Raw genomic sequence first — 15852 nt, 5'->3', positions numbered from 1 at the left:
ATGGCTAAGGAAGAGCTGATCCAGTTCGAAGGACTGGTCACCGAAATCCTCCCCGACGCCCGTTACCGCGTACAACTCGACGCCGGACACGAGATCGTTGCCTATACCGCCGGCAAGATGAAGAAGAACCGCATCAAAACGCTCGCAGGCGACCGCGTGACGGTGGAGATGTCGCCGTACGACCTGGAGAAGGGCCGGCTCATTTTCCGCCACAAGGACGAACGTCCCAGCACGGCGGGCGGACCGCCCCGTCCCGGCCAGCGCGGCGGCCAGTTCCGCCGCCGCTGATCGGCTGGGGCGCGCACGCGCGAGATAAAACCCGACTTGGATCTTGATCCGCCGTTGGCAGCACGGCGGATCAAAAAATCGTGCGCGTCCCGATTGTCTCGAATCCCTGTTTCTGATAAAATGAATTAATCGATTTTCGGCCGGACGACATTGGCATCCACCGGTACAGCCGGTTCAGACACCCTGACGACCCTTCCAGAAATTCGATCTAAACCTGCCCGCGCGAGCGGGCTCCGACATTGTGTATCTGAGAAGGAACTACCCATGAGCATGGGAACCGTGAAGTGGTTTAACGCGACCAAGGGCTTCGGATTCATCCAGCCCGACGACGGCGGCCAGGACGTGTTCGTTCACATCAGCGCCGTGGAGCGCGCCGGTCTCGGCTCGCTGCGCGAAGGCCAGAAGATCTCCTACGAGATCGTGGCCGACCGCCGCTCCGGCAAGTCGGCGGCGGACAACCTCCGCGCCGCGGGCTGAGCCCACCGGGCTCTTGGCCCGATCGAGGAAACAAGAAGGCCGTGCGTCGCGCACGGCCTTTTTTATTCTACGGCATGATCCGGAAAAGTGTGCAGCGCTTTCCCGAGAAGAACATGCTCGAACAATAACCTAGAGCGCGCCGACCATTCATCCTGATCGCGTCGCGCCTTAGTTGGGTTTGGTGCTGCCGCTGGCACTGCTGTTCAGCGAACCAGCCTGGCTCATCGTGTTGTTGAAGTAGGCGTCGCTGTCGCCGAGCGTCACGCGACGCTGGCAAAGCGGTACGCAGCTGTAGGACTCGCGCTCGATCCCACGATAGACGGTGACGAGCCGGTCGCTCGGACCTTCAACCTGGATCTGGCGGTCGACCAGGATCTCGCCGCCCCGGTCGAGCGCGATGAAGTTGGTGGCACCATAGCCCTTTCCGGTCACGACGATCATGCCGCCCGGCTGGAGCGTGACGTCGGCGATCAGGGGATTGCCGACCACGATGGTTGCCACCTTGCCGGGCAGCCGTACCAGCTTGGCCTGATCGACATTGACGGCGATCGTATCGGCGGTGGACTCGGCAAGGCCGGCGGCCGGCCATGCCAGCACCGCAGCGGCAACCAGAAGACACACGCGCGCATGACGGCGCAGCAATTCCTTACGCATACTCTTACCCCCGGGACGTCACAAACCGGCAGAAGCGACCAGATAACAGCGGAGCCGGCGCCCGACCCGGCCAACCTGCCTTTAATTCATGAACGTTCCGCAAACTCGCCGGCTATTGTTTGAACGGATAGGAGAGTTGGCCCCAGATCTCCTTCGGCATGGTCGCTTCGTCCTTGCCGTAGTCCTGCGGCAGCTTCCCCTCCGGCATGCGGAAGGTGCCGAACAGCACGTCCCAGATCGGAAACGTTCCCGCGAAATTGGTGTCGCCGCCCTCTTCGAGGGAGGTGTGGTGCCAACGGTGGAATACCGGCGTCGCCAGCACGTATTTGAACGGTCCGAAGGTCCAGTTCAGGTTGGCGTGCACGAAGGCCGAATGGAAGGTGGTGAACGGGCCGACCCAGATCATGACGTTGGGGGAGATACCGGCCATCAGCAGCACGACGTCGACGCTGATCGTCCCGAGCAAGAGATTGACGGGATGGAAGCGGGCCGCGGAGATCCAGCCGATCTCCTCCGACGAATGATGGACGGCGTGGTACTTCCAGAAGCCGCCGTCGTGGAAAAGCCGGTGCAGCCAGTACAGCATGAAATCGGACAGCACCAGGAACAGCAGGGCCTGGACCCACAGCGGCAGCTGCGACAGCGGACCATGGCCATTGTCGTAGAAAGCAATGAGCTCGTCGGCGTCGTGGATGTTGAAGACGACGCTGGCGCCGACGATCAGAAGCCCGATCCGCATGGTGCGGGCGAACACCGGGACGAAGAACCAGTAGCAGATGTCGGTGATGATCTCCCGCTTGCGCCACCACGGCGCGCCGGGATTGCAGGCCCAGAAATGCTCCAGCACGGTGAAGACGGCCGCGAGTACGAAGGTGACGGGGATCACCTTGACGATGGTCTCGCCGAGCATCAGGGCGACTTGCATGGGCAGGCTCGACATCGTCGCCTCTCTTGCGAATTCCAGTCCTGCCTAGGCGTACTCCGCGAAATTTAAGGGAGCGTGAAGCAGGCACCGCGCTGCCGATGCACCGGGAACCGGAATGCATCGCGGCTGCCGTCTTAAGGCGAAATTCACTCTGCGCGAAAGCTTCGCGCCGGACCTTGGTTTATGCGATCGATTTAACTTTACCGAAAGAGCTCGGCTCTCATGGTCTTCGCCGCAGACAGCGCCGAACGAGGCGATTTCACCCAGACGGAGTTTGTTCATGAAGAACTTGATCGCGCGTTTCGCGAAGGATGAATCCGGCGCCACCGCCATCGAATACGGTCTGATCGCCGCCGGCATCGCGCTGGCCATCATCACCGTCGTCAACAGTCTCGGCACCGCGCTGAACGGCAAGTTCACCTCGATCAGCACGTCGCTGAAGTAGGCAACCGACGATCGACAACAAAAGCCCCGGGCCTCCGGGGCCTTTGCTTTTTTGAAGACGGCAAGTTCCAGTGGCGTTGTACAAGTTCAGAACCGATGCCGCGGTCGCGGCGAAAGAGGTGGGGGCGGCTCAAGCCGGCTCGCCGGCCTATTGGATCTGCCTTGCGCTGCTGCTTGCGACGGTCGCGCTCGCCGCACGCATTGCCAGCTTCTGGTGAAAACGCATTCGGCGGCCTTGGCCGCACGCCCCTGTCGCCGTTGTCGGTTTGTTTAGCACTACGCGCTAGCATCCGGCGACGCCAGCTCCCGCGGCCAACCCAGGCCTCAAGACGCAGCCCATGATCCTCGACCTTGCGCGCCTTCTGCTCTTCCCGGCCCTGATGGCATTCGCTGCCGCGAGCGATCTCTTCACGATGACGATCTCGAACCGCGTGTCGCTGGCGCTGGTCGCAGGCTTCTTCGTGCTCGCCCTTGCTGGTGGCATGGCACCTTACGAAATCATGAGTCATGTCGGCGCCGGAGCGCTCGTCCTGGTCGTGGCCTTCACCTGCTTCGCGATGGGCTGGGTGGGCGGCGGCGACGCCAAGGTCGCGGCTTCCGTCGCGCTCTGGTTCGGCTTCGCGCAGCTGATGAACTTCCTGCTCTACGCCTCCCTGTTCGGCGGCGCGCTGACGCTGCTCCTGCTCCAGTTCCGGCAATGGCCGCTGCCCTACGGGCTGGCGGGTCAGGCCTGGCTCGCACGGCTGCACGCCAAGGAGAGCGGCATTCCCTACGGCATCGCGCTCGCCCTGAGCGCGTTGATGGTCTACCCGGAGACCGAATGGGTGAAGGCGATCGACCTCACTCACCTCGCACTGCGCTGAACGCACCGGGTAACCCGGCGTTAAGGCGATTTAGATACGCCTCATTAACCATGCTTTGACGAATAGCTGGTCAACTGCCGATCACGGCGGCGGCAGCGTCGCCGCGTATTGTTGGAAAGTGAAGCGTATGAATAGGGCACGCATTGTCGTCCTGACGGTCGCCATCTGCGCCGGCGGCGTCGCCGCGTACCTGGCGAGCGGCACCGACAATTCTGCGCCGCCTCCGCTTCCGGTCGCACAACTGCCGACCGTCGACGTCCTCGTCGCCAAGAACGACATCGGCCTCGGCCAGACCGTGAAGCCGGAAGACGTGCAATGGCAGACCTGGCCGACCGCGACCGCCAGCGCCACCTTCATCCGACGCAACGAGCGCCCCGACGGCGCGACCCAGGTGGCCGGCTCGATCGCGCGCGCGCCCTTCATTCAGGGTGAGCCGATCCGCGACCAGAAGCTGGTCAAGGCCGAAGGCTCCGGCTTCATGGCGGCGATCCTGCCCACCGGCATGCGGGCGATCTCGACCGAGATCTCGCCGGAGACCGGCGCGGGCGGCTTCATCCTGCCCAACGATCGCGTCGACGTGCTTCTCACGCGCCGGTTGAAGAACCCGGACGAGAGCAGCGGCGCCCCCGACCTCGTCACGTCCGAGATCATCCTGGCGAATATCCGCGTCCTGGCCATCGACCAGGCGCCCAAGGAGAAGGACGGCCAGAACGCGGTGATCGGCAAGACCGTCACCCTCGAGCTCAATCCAGCGCAGACCGCAACACTCTCCGCGGCGCGGCAGAGCGGCACGCTGTCGCTGGCGCTGCGCAGTATCGCCGACGTCAAGCTGAGCGAGATCACGCTCGACGACTCCGCGCAGAAGCGAGACGGCGTTTCGATCATTCGCTACGGCATTCCAAGTCAGACGGCTAAGGCACGATGAAGACAGTCGATATGAAATGCAGGGCGGATTCGGCGACGATACGAACCTCACTGGTCCGCGCCCTGTCGTTTTCGGCAGCCTTCGCGCTGGCGTTCAACCCGGTGATCGCTGCCGACTACCGCCCCGTGGCGCCGGCCGCGGCGGACGGCCAGATCAACGCGCGCTTCCTCTCGCTCGGCATCGGCAAGTCCATCGTGATCGACCTGCCGCGCGACATCAAGGACGTGCTTGTCGCCGATCCCAAGATCGCCAATGCCGTGGTTCGCTCGGCGCAGCGCGCCTATATCATCGGCGCCGCGGTGGGCCAGACCAACATCGTGTTCTTCGATTCGGCCGGTCAGCAGATAGCGGCCTATGACATCGCGGTGAAGCGTGATCTCAACGGCGTGCGGGCCGCGCTGAAGCAGGTGCTGCCCAATTCAGACATCCAGATCGATGGCCTCGGCGACGGCATCGTCCTGACCGGAACGGCTGCTAACCCGATGGAAGCTCAGCAGGCCAACGAGCTCGCCGCGCGCCTGGCCGGCGGCGCCGACAAGGTGGTGAACTCGATCGTGGTGCGCGGCCGCGACCAGATCATGCTCAAGGTGACGGTGGCCGAGGTCCAGCGCAGCATCATCAAGCAGCTCGGCATCGACCTGACCGCCAACCTCAACTACGGCACGTCGGTGGTGAGCTTCTCCAACTCCAATCCGTTCACGGCTCTCGGCAAGAACCTCGTGGACGGCAACAACCTGACCACGAAGTTCGGCGCGACGCCATCCGTGCAGGCCACCCTGCGTGCGATGGAAACCGCTGGCGTGATCCGCACGCTGGCCGAACCGAACCTGACCGCAATCTCCGGTGAATCGGCGACGTTCGTCGCCGGCGGTGAATTCCCGGTGCCGTCAGGCTATGCATGCGATCCCGTCACTCACGTCTGTACAACGCAGATCAACTTCAAGAAGTTCGGCATCTCGCTGAACTTCACGCCCGTGGTGCTGAGTGAAGGAAAAATCAGCCTGCGGGTGATGACGGAAGTCTCGGAGCTGTCGAACGAGAATTCGATCACGCTGTCGCAGGCGGTGACATCGACCACGGTGAACTCGCTGACGGTGCCCTCGATCAGGACCCGCCGCGCGGAGACCTCGCTGGAAATTCCGTCCGGCGGCGCGATGGCGATGGCCGGCCTGATCCAGCAGCAGACCAAGCAGGCGATCAGCGGATTGCCGGGACTGATGCAACTCCCGATCCTGGGAACGCTGTTCCGCAGCCGCGACTTCGTCAACAACACGACCGAACTGGTCGTGATCGTGACGCCCTATGTCGTTCGCGCGGTGGCGCCGAAGGACCTGTCGCGGCCGGATGACGGCTTCGCTCCGCCTGCGGATCCGCAGGCCCAGCTGATCGGCAATATCAACCGGCTCTACGGCGTGCCCGGACGGGCCGAGCCGGGCAAGAGCTACCGCGGCACCTACGGCTTCATCACCGACTGAGGCGGAACGGGGACTTCACGATGATCACGAGACCACCCCAGCTTCGCAGACGCGCCATCCGCCTCGGTGGCGCGCTCGTCGGCATGGCGCTCGCGCTCGGCGGCTGCCAGCACGACGAGGTCGCCACGGCCTCCATTCCCGACGATTACAAGCAGCGCCATCCGATCGCAATCGAGGAGCAAAATCGCTCGATCGTCGTCTTCGTCGGCCATGCCCGCGGCGGACTGACCGCCGCCCAGCGCGCCGACGTGATGGGGGTCGCATCGGCATGGTTGCACGAAGGCACCGGCGCCATTCGCATCGACGTACCGTCCCAGACGCCCAACGCTCGTCCGATCGCGGATACGATGCGAGAGATCCAGGCGATGCTGGCGGCGGCTGGCATTCCGCCGCGCGGCGTCAGCGTTCACCCCTACCGGCCGGAGGACAAGCGCTTCCTGCCGCCGATCCGGCTCACCTATTCCAGGATCGCCGCGATCGCCGGTCCCTGCGGCCTGTGGCCTGAGGACATCGGCCCCTCGATGAAGAACAAGCGCTGGTTCGAGAACAAGGACTACTACAATTATGGTTGCGCCTATCAGCGCAACCTCGCGGCCATGGTCGACAATCCATCGGATCTGGAGCAGCCGCGGCCCGAAACTCCGTCATACACGCCACGGCGCATCACCGGTCTCGAGAAATATCGCAAAGGGCTCTCGACGGCGACGACCTATCCCGAGGCCGACAAGGCCAAACTCAGCGAAACCGGCAGATGATCAGCTACGCGCGCCAGACACAAGAAGAGCAGCAGCAAGCCGCTCCTCCGCCGATGGAGGAGCATATTGCGCCTGCGCCGCGCGTCTCGGTCCAGGCCTTCTGCGAAACCGTTGAGACTGCCGCCGCGGTACAGGCGGCCGGCGAGGATCGCCGTCTCGGCAAGGCCCACCTGAAGATCCAGATGGGCGGCATGGCGGCCGCGATCGAAGCCTATCGCTCGGCTCCCACGCCGAACGTGATCGTGCTCGAGAGCGACGGCCGCAGCGATCTGTTGAGCGGGCTCGACCAGCTCGCCACCGTCTGCGACGCCGGCACCCGCGTGGTCGTGATCGGCCGCATCAACGACGTCACGCTCTATCGCGAGCTGGTTCGCCGCGGCGTCAGCGACTACGTGCTCGCGCCGGTCGGCGCGATCGACGTCGTACGCTCGATCTGCAACCTGTTCTCGGCGCCGGAAGCCAAGGCGGTCGGCCGCATCATCGCCGTGGTCGGCGCCAAGGGTGGCGTCGGGGCTTCCACCATCTCCCACAATGTCGCCTGGGCGATCGCGCGTGACCTCGCGATGGACGCCGTCGTCGCCGATCTCGACCTCGCCTTCGGCACCGCCGGGCTCGACTACAACCAGGATCCGCCGCAGGGCATTGCCGACGCCGTGTTCTCGCCCGACCGCGTCGACACTGCCTTCATCGACCGACTGCTGTCGAAATGCACCGACCATCTCAGCCTGCTGGCGGCGCCTGCGACGCTCGACCGGGTCTATGATTTCGGCACCGACGCTTTCGACGCCGTGTTCGACACGCTGCGCTCCACCATGCCCTGCATCGTGCTCGACGTTCCGCATCAATGGGCGGGCTGGACCAAGCGCGCCTTGATCGGAGCGGACGACATCCTGATCGTGGCCGCGCCTGACCTCGCCAACCTGCGTAATACCAAGAACCTGTTCGATCTGTTGAAGGCCGCACGCCCCAACGACCGGCCGCCGCTCTACTGCCTCAACCAGGTCGGCGTACCGAAACGGCCCGAAATCGCCGCCACGGAGTTCGCCAAGGCGATCGAGAGCCAGCCGGTCGTCTCGATCCCGTTCGAGCCGCAGATCTTCGGCTCGGCAGCCAACAACGGCCAGATGATCGCGGAGATCTCCGCCAACCACAAGTCGATCGAGATGTTCCTGCAGATCGCCCAACGCCTGACCGGCCGCAGCGAGACCAAGAAACAAAAGTCGTCCCTGCTTTCACCTCTGATTGAGAAGTTGCGGGGAAGATAAGCGCCGCATGGAGCTGTTAAGTGTTCGGTAAGCGTAGCGGAACAGACACCGACTTTCGGGCGCCTAAGCCCGGCGCCGTGTCGCACGAGCCTGCCCCGGCTCCGGCGCCGACGATGTCGCGCGCCCCAACTCCGCCGGCCGTCGCCTCGCCGCCGCTTGCCCCTGCCAAGGTCGCGCCGCCTCCGGCCATGGAGAGCCGGCGTTCGGACAATTACTACGAGGTCAAGGCGACCATCTTCGGCGCACTGATCGAGGCGATCGACCTCGCCCAGCTCGCCAAGCTCGATTCGGAGTCCGCGCGCGAGGAAATCCGCGACATCGTCAACGAGATCATCGCGATCAAGAACATCGTGATGTCGATCGCCGAGCAGGAAGAGCTGCTCGACGACATCTGCAACGACGTCCTCGGCTACGGCCCGCTCGAACCGCTGTTGTCGCGCGACGACATCGCCGACATCATGGTCAATGGTGCCAATACCGTCTACATCGAGGTCGGCGGCAAGATCCAGCGCACCGGCATTCGCTTTCGAGACAACCAGCAGCTTCTCAACATCTGCCAGCGCATTGTCAGCCAGGTCGGCCGGCGCGTCGACGAATCCTCGCCGATCTGCGACGCGCGCCTCGCCGACGGTTCTCGCGTCAACGCCATCGTGCCGCCGCTGTCGATCGACGGCCCGACGCTCACCATCCGCAAGTTCAAGAAGGACAAGCTGACGCTGGATCAGCTCGTCAAGTTCGGCGCCATCTCGCCGGAGGGCGCCGAGATCCTCCAGATCATCGGTCGCGTCCGCTGCAACGTGCTGATCTCCGGCGGTACAGGCTCGGGCAAGACGACGCTGCTCAACTGTCTGACCAATTACATCGAGCACGACGAGCGCGTCATCACCTGCGAGGACGCCGCCGAGCTCCAGCTCCAGCAGCCCCATGTGGTGCGGCTGGAGACCCGTCCGCCCAACATCGAGGGCGAGGGCCAGGTCACCATGCGCGAACTGGTGCGCAACTGCCTGCGTATGCGGCCCGAACGCATCATCGTCGGCGAGGTCCGCGGACCCGAGGCGTTCGACCTGCTCCAGGCCATGAACACCGGCCATGACGGCTCGATGGGCACGCTGCATGCCAACAACCCGCGCGAGGCGCTGTCGCGCTGCGAATCCATGATCACGATGGGCGGCTTCTCCCTGCCCTCGCGAACCATCCGCGAGATGATCTGCGCATCGATCGACGTCATCATCCAGGCCGCGCGCCTGCGCGACGGTTCGCGCCGCATCACCCACATCACCGAGGTGATGGGCATGGAAGGTGACACCATCATCACCCAGGACATCTTCCTCTACGACATGGTCGGAGAGGACGCCAACGGCAAGATCATCGGCCGGCACCGCTCGACCGGCATCGGCCGTCCGAAGTTCTGGGAACGCGCCCGCTATTACGGCGAGGAGAAGCGCCTTGCCGCTGCGCTCGACGCAGCGGAAGTCGCTCCGAAGACGTGAGCAGGTCAGCACCGCCATGAACATGCAGGTCCTCGCCCTCGCCTTCCTCGCCACCGCAGCCGTCGGTGGCATCGCCTGGGTCTTCCTCTATCCGTTGCTGTCCGGGGAGCGAAAGGCGGAAAGCCGCCGCGCATCGGTCGCGCGCGCCGAGGCGCCGACGGCCCGCCAGGCCGAGAAGACCCAGCGCTCGCGCCGCGAGCAGGTCGAGACCACGCTCAAGGACCTCGAGGCGCGGCGCGCCCAGGAGAAGAGTGCTCCGCTCAGCGTCCGCCTGTCGCAGGCGGGGCTTGACTGGACGCCGCAGAAATTCTGGATCGCGTCCGCCGTCGTGGCGGGCTTGTTCTTCGCAGTCGCGCTGATCGGCGGCGGCGGCATGATCGGCGCCGCCGGGCTCGCCTTCGCCGGCGGCTTCGGCCTGCCGCGCTGGGCGCTCAGCTTCCTGAAGAAGCGTCGCGAGGCCAAGTTCCTGGCTGCGCTGCCCGACGCGGTCGACGTGATCGTTCGCGGCATCAAGGCGGGCCTGCCGCTGTTCGAATCGATCAAGGTCGTCGCCGCCGATTCTCCCGAGCCGCTGCGCAGCGAATTCCTGGCTATCATCGAGACGCAGGCGATCGGCATGCCGCTCGGCGAGGCCTGCGCGCGGCTCTACGAGCGCATGCCGCTGCCGGAGGCCAATTTCTTCGGTATCGTGGTGTCGATCCAACAGAAGTCGGGCGGCAACCTGTCCGAAGCGCTCGGCAACCTCTCCAAGGTGCTGCGCGACCGCAAGAAGATGCGGGAGAAGATCCAGGCGATGTCGATGGAAGCCAAGGCCTCGGCCGGCATCATCGGCTCGCTGCCGCCGATCGTGATGTTCCTCGTCTATCTCACGACGCCGCAATACATCTCGGTGCTTTGGACTCATCCTACCGGCCAGCTGATGCTGGTCGGCTGCGTCGTCTGGATGTCGATCGGCATCATGGTGATGAAGAAGATGATCAACTTCGATTTCTGACGGTGCCGTATGGTCGAATTCCTCGTCTCGAAACTGCACGACGTCCGTTTCATGACCATGCTGCTCGCGGCCGTCGCCGCCAGCGCAACCGTGTATACGCTGGTGATGCCGTTGTTCGCCGGCGAGGGCCTCTCCAAGCGCATGAAGGCGGTGGCGAGCGAGCGTGAGCGCATCCGGCAGCGCGAGCGTGAGCGTCTTCACAAGAGCGAAAAAGTCTCGCTGCGCCAGACCCCCAAGCAGCTCGTCTCCAAGGTGGTCGAGGACTTCAACCTGACCAAATGGCTCGCGCAGGAAGCTGCGCGGGACAAGCTCATCATGGCAGGTTACCGCGGCCAGGCGCCCTACATCACCTTCCTGTTTGCCCGCATGGTCGCCCCGATCGTGCTCTTCATCGGCTCGGCCCTCTACGTCTTCGTGATCGCGCGCATGGAACAGGCGCTGCCGGTCAAGATCGGCATCTGCATCGGCGCTGCCTATCTCGGCCTTCAGGCGCCGATGCTGTTCCTCAGGAATGCGATCGCCAAGCGCCAGCTCTCGATCAAGCGTGCATTTCCCGACGCGCTCGACCTGCTCCTGATCTGCATCGAATCCGGCATGTCGGTCGAGATGGCGTTCCGGAAGGTCGCGACCGAAATCGTGGGCCAGTCGATCGCGCTCTCGGAGGAGTTCACCCTGACCACGGCCGAACTGTCCTATCTGCAGGATCGCAAGGTCGCCTACGAGAACCTCGCACGGCGCACCGGGCTCGAGGGCGTCAAGTCGGTGTGTCTCGCGCTTCAGCAGGCGGAGCGCTACGGCACCCCGCTCGGCCACTCCCTGCGCGTCATGGCGCAGGAGAACCGCGACATGCGCATGAGCGAGGCCGAGAAGAAGGCCGCCGCCCTGCCACCGAAGCTGACGGTGCCGATGATCCTGTTCTTCCTGCCGGTGCTGTTCGTGGTCATTCTCGGGCCGACCGCCATCAAGGTCACCGAGTTGCACTGAGCGAGAGCGGACCGCGCGGCTCGTCGCTCAGGCTGAGATCGGGCGATCAGATCTGATCAGTCGGGCTGGCTGAGCGAAGCAACCGGCGTCCGCTTCGGTGCACCGTGCGGGGCGTCGTTGCGGCTGAGCATGTCCTTGAGATAGGCGACATTGGCGGCGGCCTGGTCCGGCGGCAGGTCCGCTTTCACGATGGTCTCCGCTTCCGCGAAGCGACCCTGGAGACCGACGACCAAAGCGAGGTTCTGCCGCACCCGCGCGCTCGCACGCGGCGAGGCGTAGGCCTGCCGCAGCGCCTCTTCGGCTTTCGGCAGCTCTCGCGACAACATGTAGGACAGGCCGAGATTGGAGAGCACGCCGGGATCACCCGGTGCGATCTTGAGCGCGCTCGCGTAGTAGGATCGCGCCTCCTCATGACGGCCCATCTGGTCCAGCGCCGTGCCCTGCACCGAAAGCAGGCGCCAGTCCGGATTGTCGGGCGAGTGCGCCTTCGAGAGGACGTCGTAAGCCTGCTGGAAATTGCCGTTGTCGGCGAGTGCGCGGCCGTACTGGGCGAGCAGCGCCTTGTTGCCGGGATTGGCGATGGTCGCCTGCTCGAGCACGGCGGCGGCCTGGGCGCGCTGGCCGTTGGCGCGCAAGGCCTGTCCGTAGGCGAGTGCGGCGTCGGCATCCCTGGGATTGGCGCGGTAGCGCTGGCCATAGGTGTCGACGGCCCGCGCCGGATCGGTGGACGCGCGGTCGGCGGGAGCCGGCTCCGCCCGAGGGCCGACCGAGCCCGTCACGTCGGAGAGTTTCGACATGGCCGTGCAACCGCCGAGGCCCATGGCCACCGCTGCGATCAGCGACGTCGAGGCAAGAAGCCGGGCAGGACTGATCCGTTGACGCATGAGGCTTTGATTCTGGAACCGCTTGATCGAGCCGAACGCGCCAGCAATAGAATGTTAACCCTAACGGCCGGTTAACGACGCCCTCTGGCCTCTCGCGGCGGCATCACGGGCCGCAACGCTCGCAAAGGCGTGAGGCCGTCCCCTTTCCAACCGTAGCTCTCGGCGCGAGATACGGGATCCGCCCGAGGACGGCGTCCTCTCACCCGGTCAATATTCGATGGCGAGCCGCCTGCGGATTTCGTCGATGCGCTTGTCGAGCGCATCGAACCGCGCGTGGACGGAGCGGTCGTGGAGATAGAAGACGTAGCCGCCGGCAAGGAATGCGAAGATCCAATGGTGATGTTCGATATAGCCAAAAATCGCCTCGACGGCCTGGCCGACGAATGTGACCACGCTCCACACAAATTCCATCGCATTTCCTCCCGGCGCTTCCTGGTCGGTCGCCTCCGATCTCCACATCTGGCGGCCGCACCCCGAACCTAGCATGGCCTTGCTGCGCGCAGCAGTTCGCTGAACGGTGACGGCAATGCCGATTGCAGCGGCGCCGAAACTCTGCGAAGTCTCGTCAGTTCGCATGACCCCGCTTGATCTGACGATCCGGACCCGCCAATGCCCTCTGTCTTCGAGACGTCGCCCACCGCCATCCCGATCACTTTCGTCACCAAGTCGAGCTGGGATCAGATTGCCGAGACGCTGCCCCCGGCGCAGCGCCAGTTCGCCGCCGCGAGCGCCTTTGCCGCAAAGCCGGCTGGCTATCTGGCACTTCCCGCGCCGGACGGGACGATTGCTCAGGTGCTGTTCGGCCTCGAGGATGAGGGTGCAAGATCGCGGGACCTGTTCCGACCCGGGGCCCTGCCCGGCCTGTTGCCGCCGGGAACCTATCGCTTTGCCAACGCGCCGCACGATCTGCGGCTGGCGGCGCTCGCCTTCGCACTGGGGTGCTACCGCTTCGCCCGCTACCGCAAGGCCGATCGCCCGGAGGTCCGGCTGGTGCCGCCTGACGGTGTCGACGCAGCCGAGATCGAGCGGATCGCCGATGCCGCAATGCTGGCGCGCGACCTCATCAACACGCCGTCCAACGACATGGGCCCGGCGGAACTCGCCGCAGCCGCGCAGGCGCTCGCAACCGAGTTCGGCGCGAGCTTCGCCTGCACCGTCGGCGACGATCTGAAGACGAATTTCCCGCTGATCCACGCCGTCGGCATGGCCTCCAGCCGTGCGCCACGGCTGATCGACATCGGTTGGGGCGATCCTGATCATCCCAAGGTGACGCTGGTCGGCAAGGGCGTGTGTTTCGACACCGGTGGACTCGACCTGAAGCCGTCGAGCGGCATGCTGATCATGAAGAAAGACATGGGCGGCGCCGCCAACGTGCTGGCGCTCGCGCGCATGGTGATGGACGCGAAGCTGAAGGTGCGGCTGCGCGTGCTGATCCCGGCCGTGGAGAACGCGGTCGCCGGCAATGCCTTCCGCCCCCTCGACATCTTCACCTCGCGCAAGGGCATCACGGTCGAGATCGGCAATACCGACGCGGAAGGCCGGCTCGTCCTCGCCGACGCGCTGGCGCTGGCAGACGAGGAGAAGCCCGAGCTGCTGATCGATCTGGGCACGCTGACGGGCGCGGCCCGCGTCGCGCTGGGGCCGGATTTGCCGCCCTTCTACACCAATGATGAGGCGCTGGCCGCCGACGTCGCGCGCTGCGCGGCGAAGGAGAACGATCCGTTGTGGCGCATGCCGCTGTGGCCGCCTTACGACGCCTGGCTGGATTCCAAGACGGCCACCATCACCAATGCGCCGTCCGGCGGCTTCGCCGGCTCGATCACCTGCGCGCTGTTCCTGCAACGTTTCGTCGAGCACGCCGCGAGCTGGCTGCATGTCGACATCTATGGTTGGACGCCATCGGCGAAGCCGGCGCGGCCCGAGGGCGGCGAGTGCCAGGCCGCTCGCGCCCTCTACACATTGCTGAGCGAGCGCTATGCATGATCCCAAACATGATCCACGGCTGACGCCGGCGCGCGGGGACCTCGCCGCGAAATATCTCGAAGGCAAGGTCGAGGCGGATCGCTTCGTCACCGGGGAGGAATTCGAGGTGGTCGAGGCGATCGCACCGGTGCGCGAGCAGCCGTCCTCGAACGCCATGCTGATGACAGAAGCGCTGCGCGGCGAGCGCGTCACGGTCTACGACCGCAACGGCGAGGGGTGGGCCTGGGGCCAGCTCAATGGCGACGGCTATGTCGGCTGGCTTCCCGACGCGGCGCTCGTGAAACCGACGGCCGCGCCGACGCACAAGGTGGGCGCACTGCGAACGTTCGCGTTCCCCGGTCCCTCGATCAAGCTGCCGCCGGCCGACACGCTCGTGATGGGATCGAAGATTGCCGTGGCGCGCGAGGATGGCTCTTTCGCCGTGACGCGCGACGGGAGATTTCTGCCGGGGACGCATCTCGTCCCGCTCGATCATCGCGAGGCAGATTTCGTGTCGGTAGCCGAGCGCTTCGTCGGCACGCCCTACCTGTGGGGTGGCAAGAGCAGCCTCGGCATCGACTGCTCGGGCCTCGTGCAGATCTCGCTGACCGGCGCAGGCATCGGCTGCCCGCGCGATAGCGATATGCAACTGGCCGGACTCGGCCGTGCTCTGGAGCCTCATGAGCGAGGCAGCTTGCTGCGCGGTGATCTGATCTTCTGGAAGGGCCATGTCGCCATCGTGCGCGACGGCGACACCATGGTTCATGCCAATGCCTATCACATGGCGGCCGTGGTCGAGCCGATCGAGCCCGCGATTGCGCGGATCAGGCAGGCCGGCAGCGAGGTCACCGCGATCAAGCGACTCTAGCGGGCCTCCCTCGACCACGCCTCTCGTTCCACAAACACACGACGCTTTCCGTGTTTGAACGACAGCATTGGGCCGGACTGCAAGTATGGCGCACAACGAGCTTGTTGACCGCACCATGTCGATCCACATCTCACCGCGCCGGCTGCACGACGCGCCGGCTGGTGATGGAGATCGACTATGACTGGACTTAAGATTCTCGCTGCCGCGACCTTGCTGTCGAGCCTGACCTTAAGCACCGCCTACGCGCAGTCTGGCTTTGCGAGCAGCCATCCGGATACGTACGAGGCCGAGTACCCCAACCGCAACCTGAATGGCACACTGACGCCGGCAGGTCGGATAGGCCTCGAGTTGCCGGATGGCGCGGCTCCTTCGCGGAGGGTGGACAACGCCCTGGCTCGCATTGACGGCGTCGCCTCACGTTCTTGCGCGGAGCGCTACCGATCCTACGATCCGGCAACGGGCACCTACATCGGTCGAGACCGTCGCCGTCATCTCTGCAGGTAACGCCGCGAACTGCGGACCTTCATCCGTGGCAGGATTTGAGGCGACGCCGAGGCGGCGTCTCAAATCCTCCCGAGCATTTCGCCTTCGCCCCTCGA

General features: G+C 64.9%; 19 protein-coding genes. 15 read left to right on the top strand and 4 right to left on the bottom strand.

What is annotated here, in order from left to right:
- Both infA and IVB23_RS25325 read left to right on the top strand, forming a co-directional pair.
- Positions 1-288: a translation initiation factor IF-1 gene (infA, locus tag IVB23_RS25330; protein ID WP_024340539.1), complete on the top strand. Its 288-nt coding sequence runs from the start codon at positions 1-3 to the stop codon at positions 286-288.
- A 264-nt stretch (positions 289-552) separates the two neighbouring features.
- Complete coding sequence (locus IVB23_RS25325) at positions 553-765, top strand: cold-shock protein (protein ID WP_014439634.1); 213 nt, start codon at positions 553-555, stop codon at positions 763-765.
- A 168-nt stretch (positions 766-933) separates the two neighbouring features.
- Here the strand turns inward: IVB23_RS25325 and IVB23_RS25320 are convergent, their stop codons facing one another.
- Together IVB23_RS25320 and IVB23_RS25315 are read right to left on the bottom strand one after the other, a co-directional pair.
- Positions 934-1419 carry a pilus assembly protein N-terminal domain-containing protein gene (locus IVB23_RS25320; RefSeq protein WP_247800444.1) on the bottom strand — a complete coding sequence of 162 codons (486 nt, stop codon included), beginning with the start codon at positions 1417-1419 and terminating at the stop codon, positions 934-936.
- A 112-nt stretch (positions 1420-1531) separates the two neighbouring features.
- A complete protein-coding gene (locus tag IVB23_RS25315; protein ID WP_061880980.1) occupies positions 1532-2359 on the bottom strand; it encodes a sterol desaturase family protein in 828 nt (275 codons plus the stop codon).
- Between the two features lie 265 nt (positions 2360-2624).
- Here IVB23_RS25315 and IVB23_RS25310 point away from each other — a divergent pair, with 265 nt between their 5' ends.
- The 10 genes from IVB23_RS25310 to IVB23_RS25265 all read left to right on the top strand — a co-directional run bounded on the left by IVB23_RS25310 (position 2625) and on the right by IVB23_RS25265 (position 11539).
- Positions 2625-2789: a Flp family type IVb pilin gene (locus IVB23_RS25310; RefSeq protein WP_061880981.1), complete on the top strand. Its 165-nt coding sequence runs from the start codon at positions 2625-2627 to the stop codon at positions 2787-2789.
- Positions 2790-2865: 76 nt separating this feature from the next.
- Entirely contained in the window at positions 2866-3006 is a 141-nt protein-coding gene (locus IVB23_RS25305) for a hypothetical protein (RefSeq protein WP_162131595.1), read from the top strand.
- A gap of 120 nt (positions 3007-3126) precedes the next feature.
- Positions 3127-3651: a prepilin peptidase gene (locus tag IVB23_RS25300; protein WP_028177278.1), complete on the top strand. Its 525-nt coding sequence runs from the start codon at positions 3127-3129 to the stop codon at positions 3649-3651.
- A gap of 127 nt (positions 3652-3778) precedes the next feature.
- Positions 3779-4576 carry a Flp pilus assembly protein CpaB gene (gene cpaB / locus IVB23_RS25295; RefSeq protein ID WP_061880982.1) on the top strand — a complete coding sequence of 266 codons (798 nt, stop codon included), beginning with the start codon at positions 3779-3781 and terminating at the stop codon, positions 4574-4576.
- Positions 4577-4587: 11 nt separating this feature from the next.
- Positions 4588-6051 carry a type II and III secretion system protein family protein gene (locus tag IVB23_RS25290; protein WP_061881235.1) on the top strand — a complete coding sequence of 488 codons (1464 nt, stop codon included), beginning with the start codon at positions 4588-4590 and terminating at the stop codon, positions 6049-6051.
- A 20-nt stretch (positions 6052-6071) separates the two neighbouring features.
- Positions 6072-6806: a CpaD family pilus assembly protein gene (locus tag IVB23_RS25285; RefSeq protein WP_061880983.1), complete on the top strand. Its 735-nt coding sequence runs from the start codon at positions 6072-6074 to the stop codon at positions 6804-6806.
- Positions 6803-8071 (top strand): AAA family ATPase, encoded by a 1269-nt coding sequence (locus IVB23_RS25280; RefSeq protein ID WP_061880984.1) that lies wholly within the window; start codon positions 6803-6805, stop codon positions 8069-8071. The genes IVB23_RS25285 and IVB23_RS25280 overlap by 4 nt, the downstream gene beginning before the upstream one ends.
- Positions 8072-8091: 20 nt before the next feature.
- Positions 8092-9561 (top strand): CpaF family protein, encoded by a 1470-nt coding sequence (locus tag IVB23_RS25275; protein WP_061880985.1) that lies wholly within the window; start codon positions 8092-8094, stop codon positions 9559-9561.
- Between the two features lie 16 nt (positions 9562-9577).
- A complete protein-coding gene (locus tag IVB23_RS25270; RefSeq protein ID WP_061881236.1) occupies positions 9578-10555 on the top strand; it encodes a type II secretion system F family protein in 978 nt (325 codons plus the stop codon).
- Positions 10556-10564: 9 nt separating this feature from the next.
- Positions 10565-11539, top strand: coding sequence for a type II secretion system F family protein (locus IVB23_RS25265; protein ID WP_061880986.1), 975 nt, complete (start codon positions 10565-10567; stop codon positions 11537-11539).
- A gap of 56 nt (positions 11540-11595) precedes the next feature.
- Here IVB23_RS25265 and IVB23_RS25260 read toward each other — a convergent pair whose 3' ends face one another.
- Together IVB23_RS25260 and IVB23_RS25255 are read right to left on the bottom strand one after the other, a co-directional pair.
- Complete coding sequence (locus IVB23_RS25260) at positions 11596-12423, bottom strand: tetratricopeptide repeat protein (RefSeq protein ID WP_247800443.1); 828 nt, start codon at positions 12421-12423, stop codon at positions 11596-11598.
- Between the two features lie 207 nt (positions 12424-12630).
- Positions 12631-12834, bottom strand: a complete 204-nt coding sequence (locus tag IVB23_RS25255) for a hypothetical protein (protein ID WP_028177287.1) — start codon at positions 12832-12834, stop codon at positions 12631-12633.
- Positions 12835-13032: 198 nt separating this feature from the next.
- Here IVB23_RS25255 and IVB23_RS25250 point away from each other — a divergent pair, with 198 nt between their 5' ends.
- From IVB23_RS25250 to IVB23_RS25240, 3 genes are all read left to right on the top strand, one after another.
- Positions 13033-14406, top strand: coding sequence for a leucyl aminopeptidase family protein (locus tag IVB23_RS25250; protein ID WP_247800442.1), 1374 nt, complete (start codon positions 13033-13035; stop codon positions 14404-14406).
- Complete coding sequence (locus IVB23_RS25245; protein WP_247800441.1) at positions 14399-15253, top strand: C40 family peptidase; 855 nt, start codon at positions 14399-14401, stop codon at positions 15251-15253. Before IVB23_RS25250 ends, IVB23_RS25245 begins: the two co-directional genes overlap by 8 nt.
- Positions 15254-15430: 177 nt before the next feature.
- The gene (locus tag IVB23_RS25240; protein WP_061880990.1) at positions 15431-15757 is read left to right on the top strand and encodes a BA14K family protein; all 327 of its coding nucleotides are present in this window, start codon (positions 15431-15433) and stop codon (positions 15755-15757) included.
- The last annotated feature ends 95 nt before the right edge of the window (positions 15758-15852 follow it).

The organism is Bradyrhizobium sp. 191 (genome assembly GCF_023100985.1).
GTDB classification, from domain to species: domain Bacteria; phylum Pseudomonadota; class Alphaproteobacteria; order Rhizobiales; family Xanthobacteraceae; genus Bradyrhizobium; species Bradyrhizobium diversitatis.
This window is presented reverse-complemented; position numbering and strand designations above follow the sequence as displayed.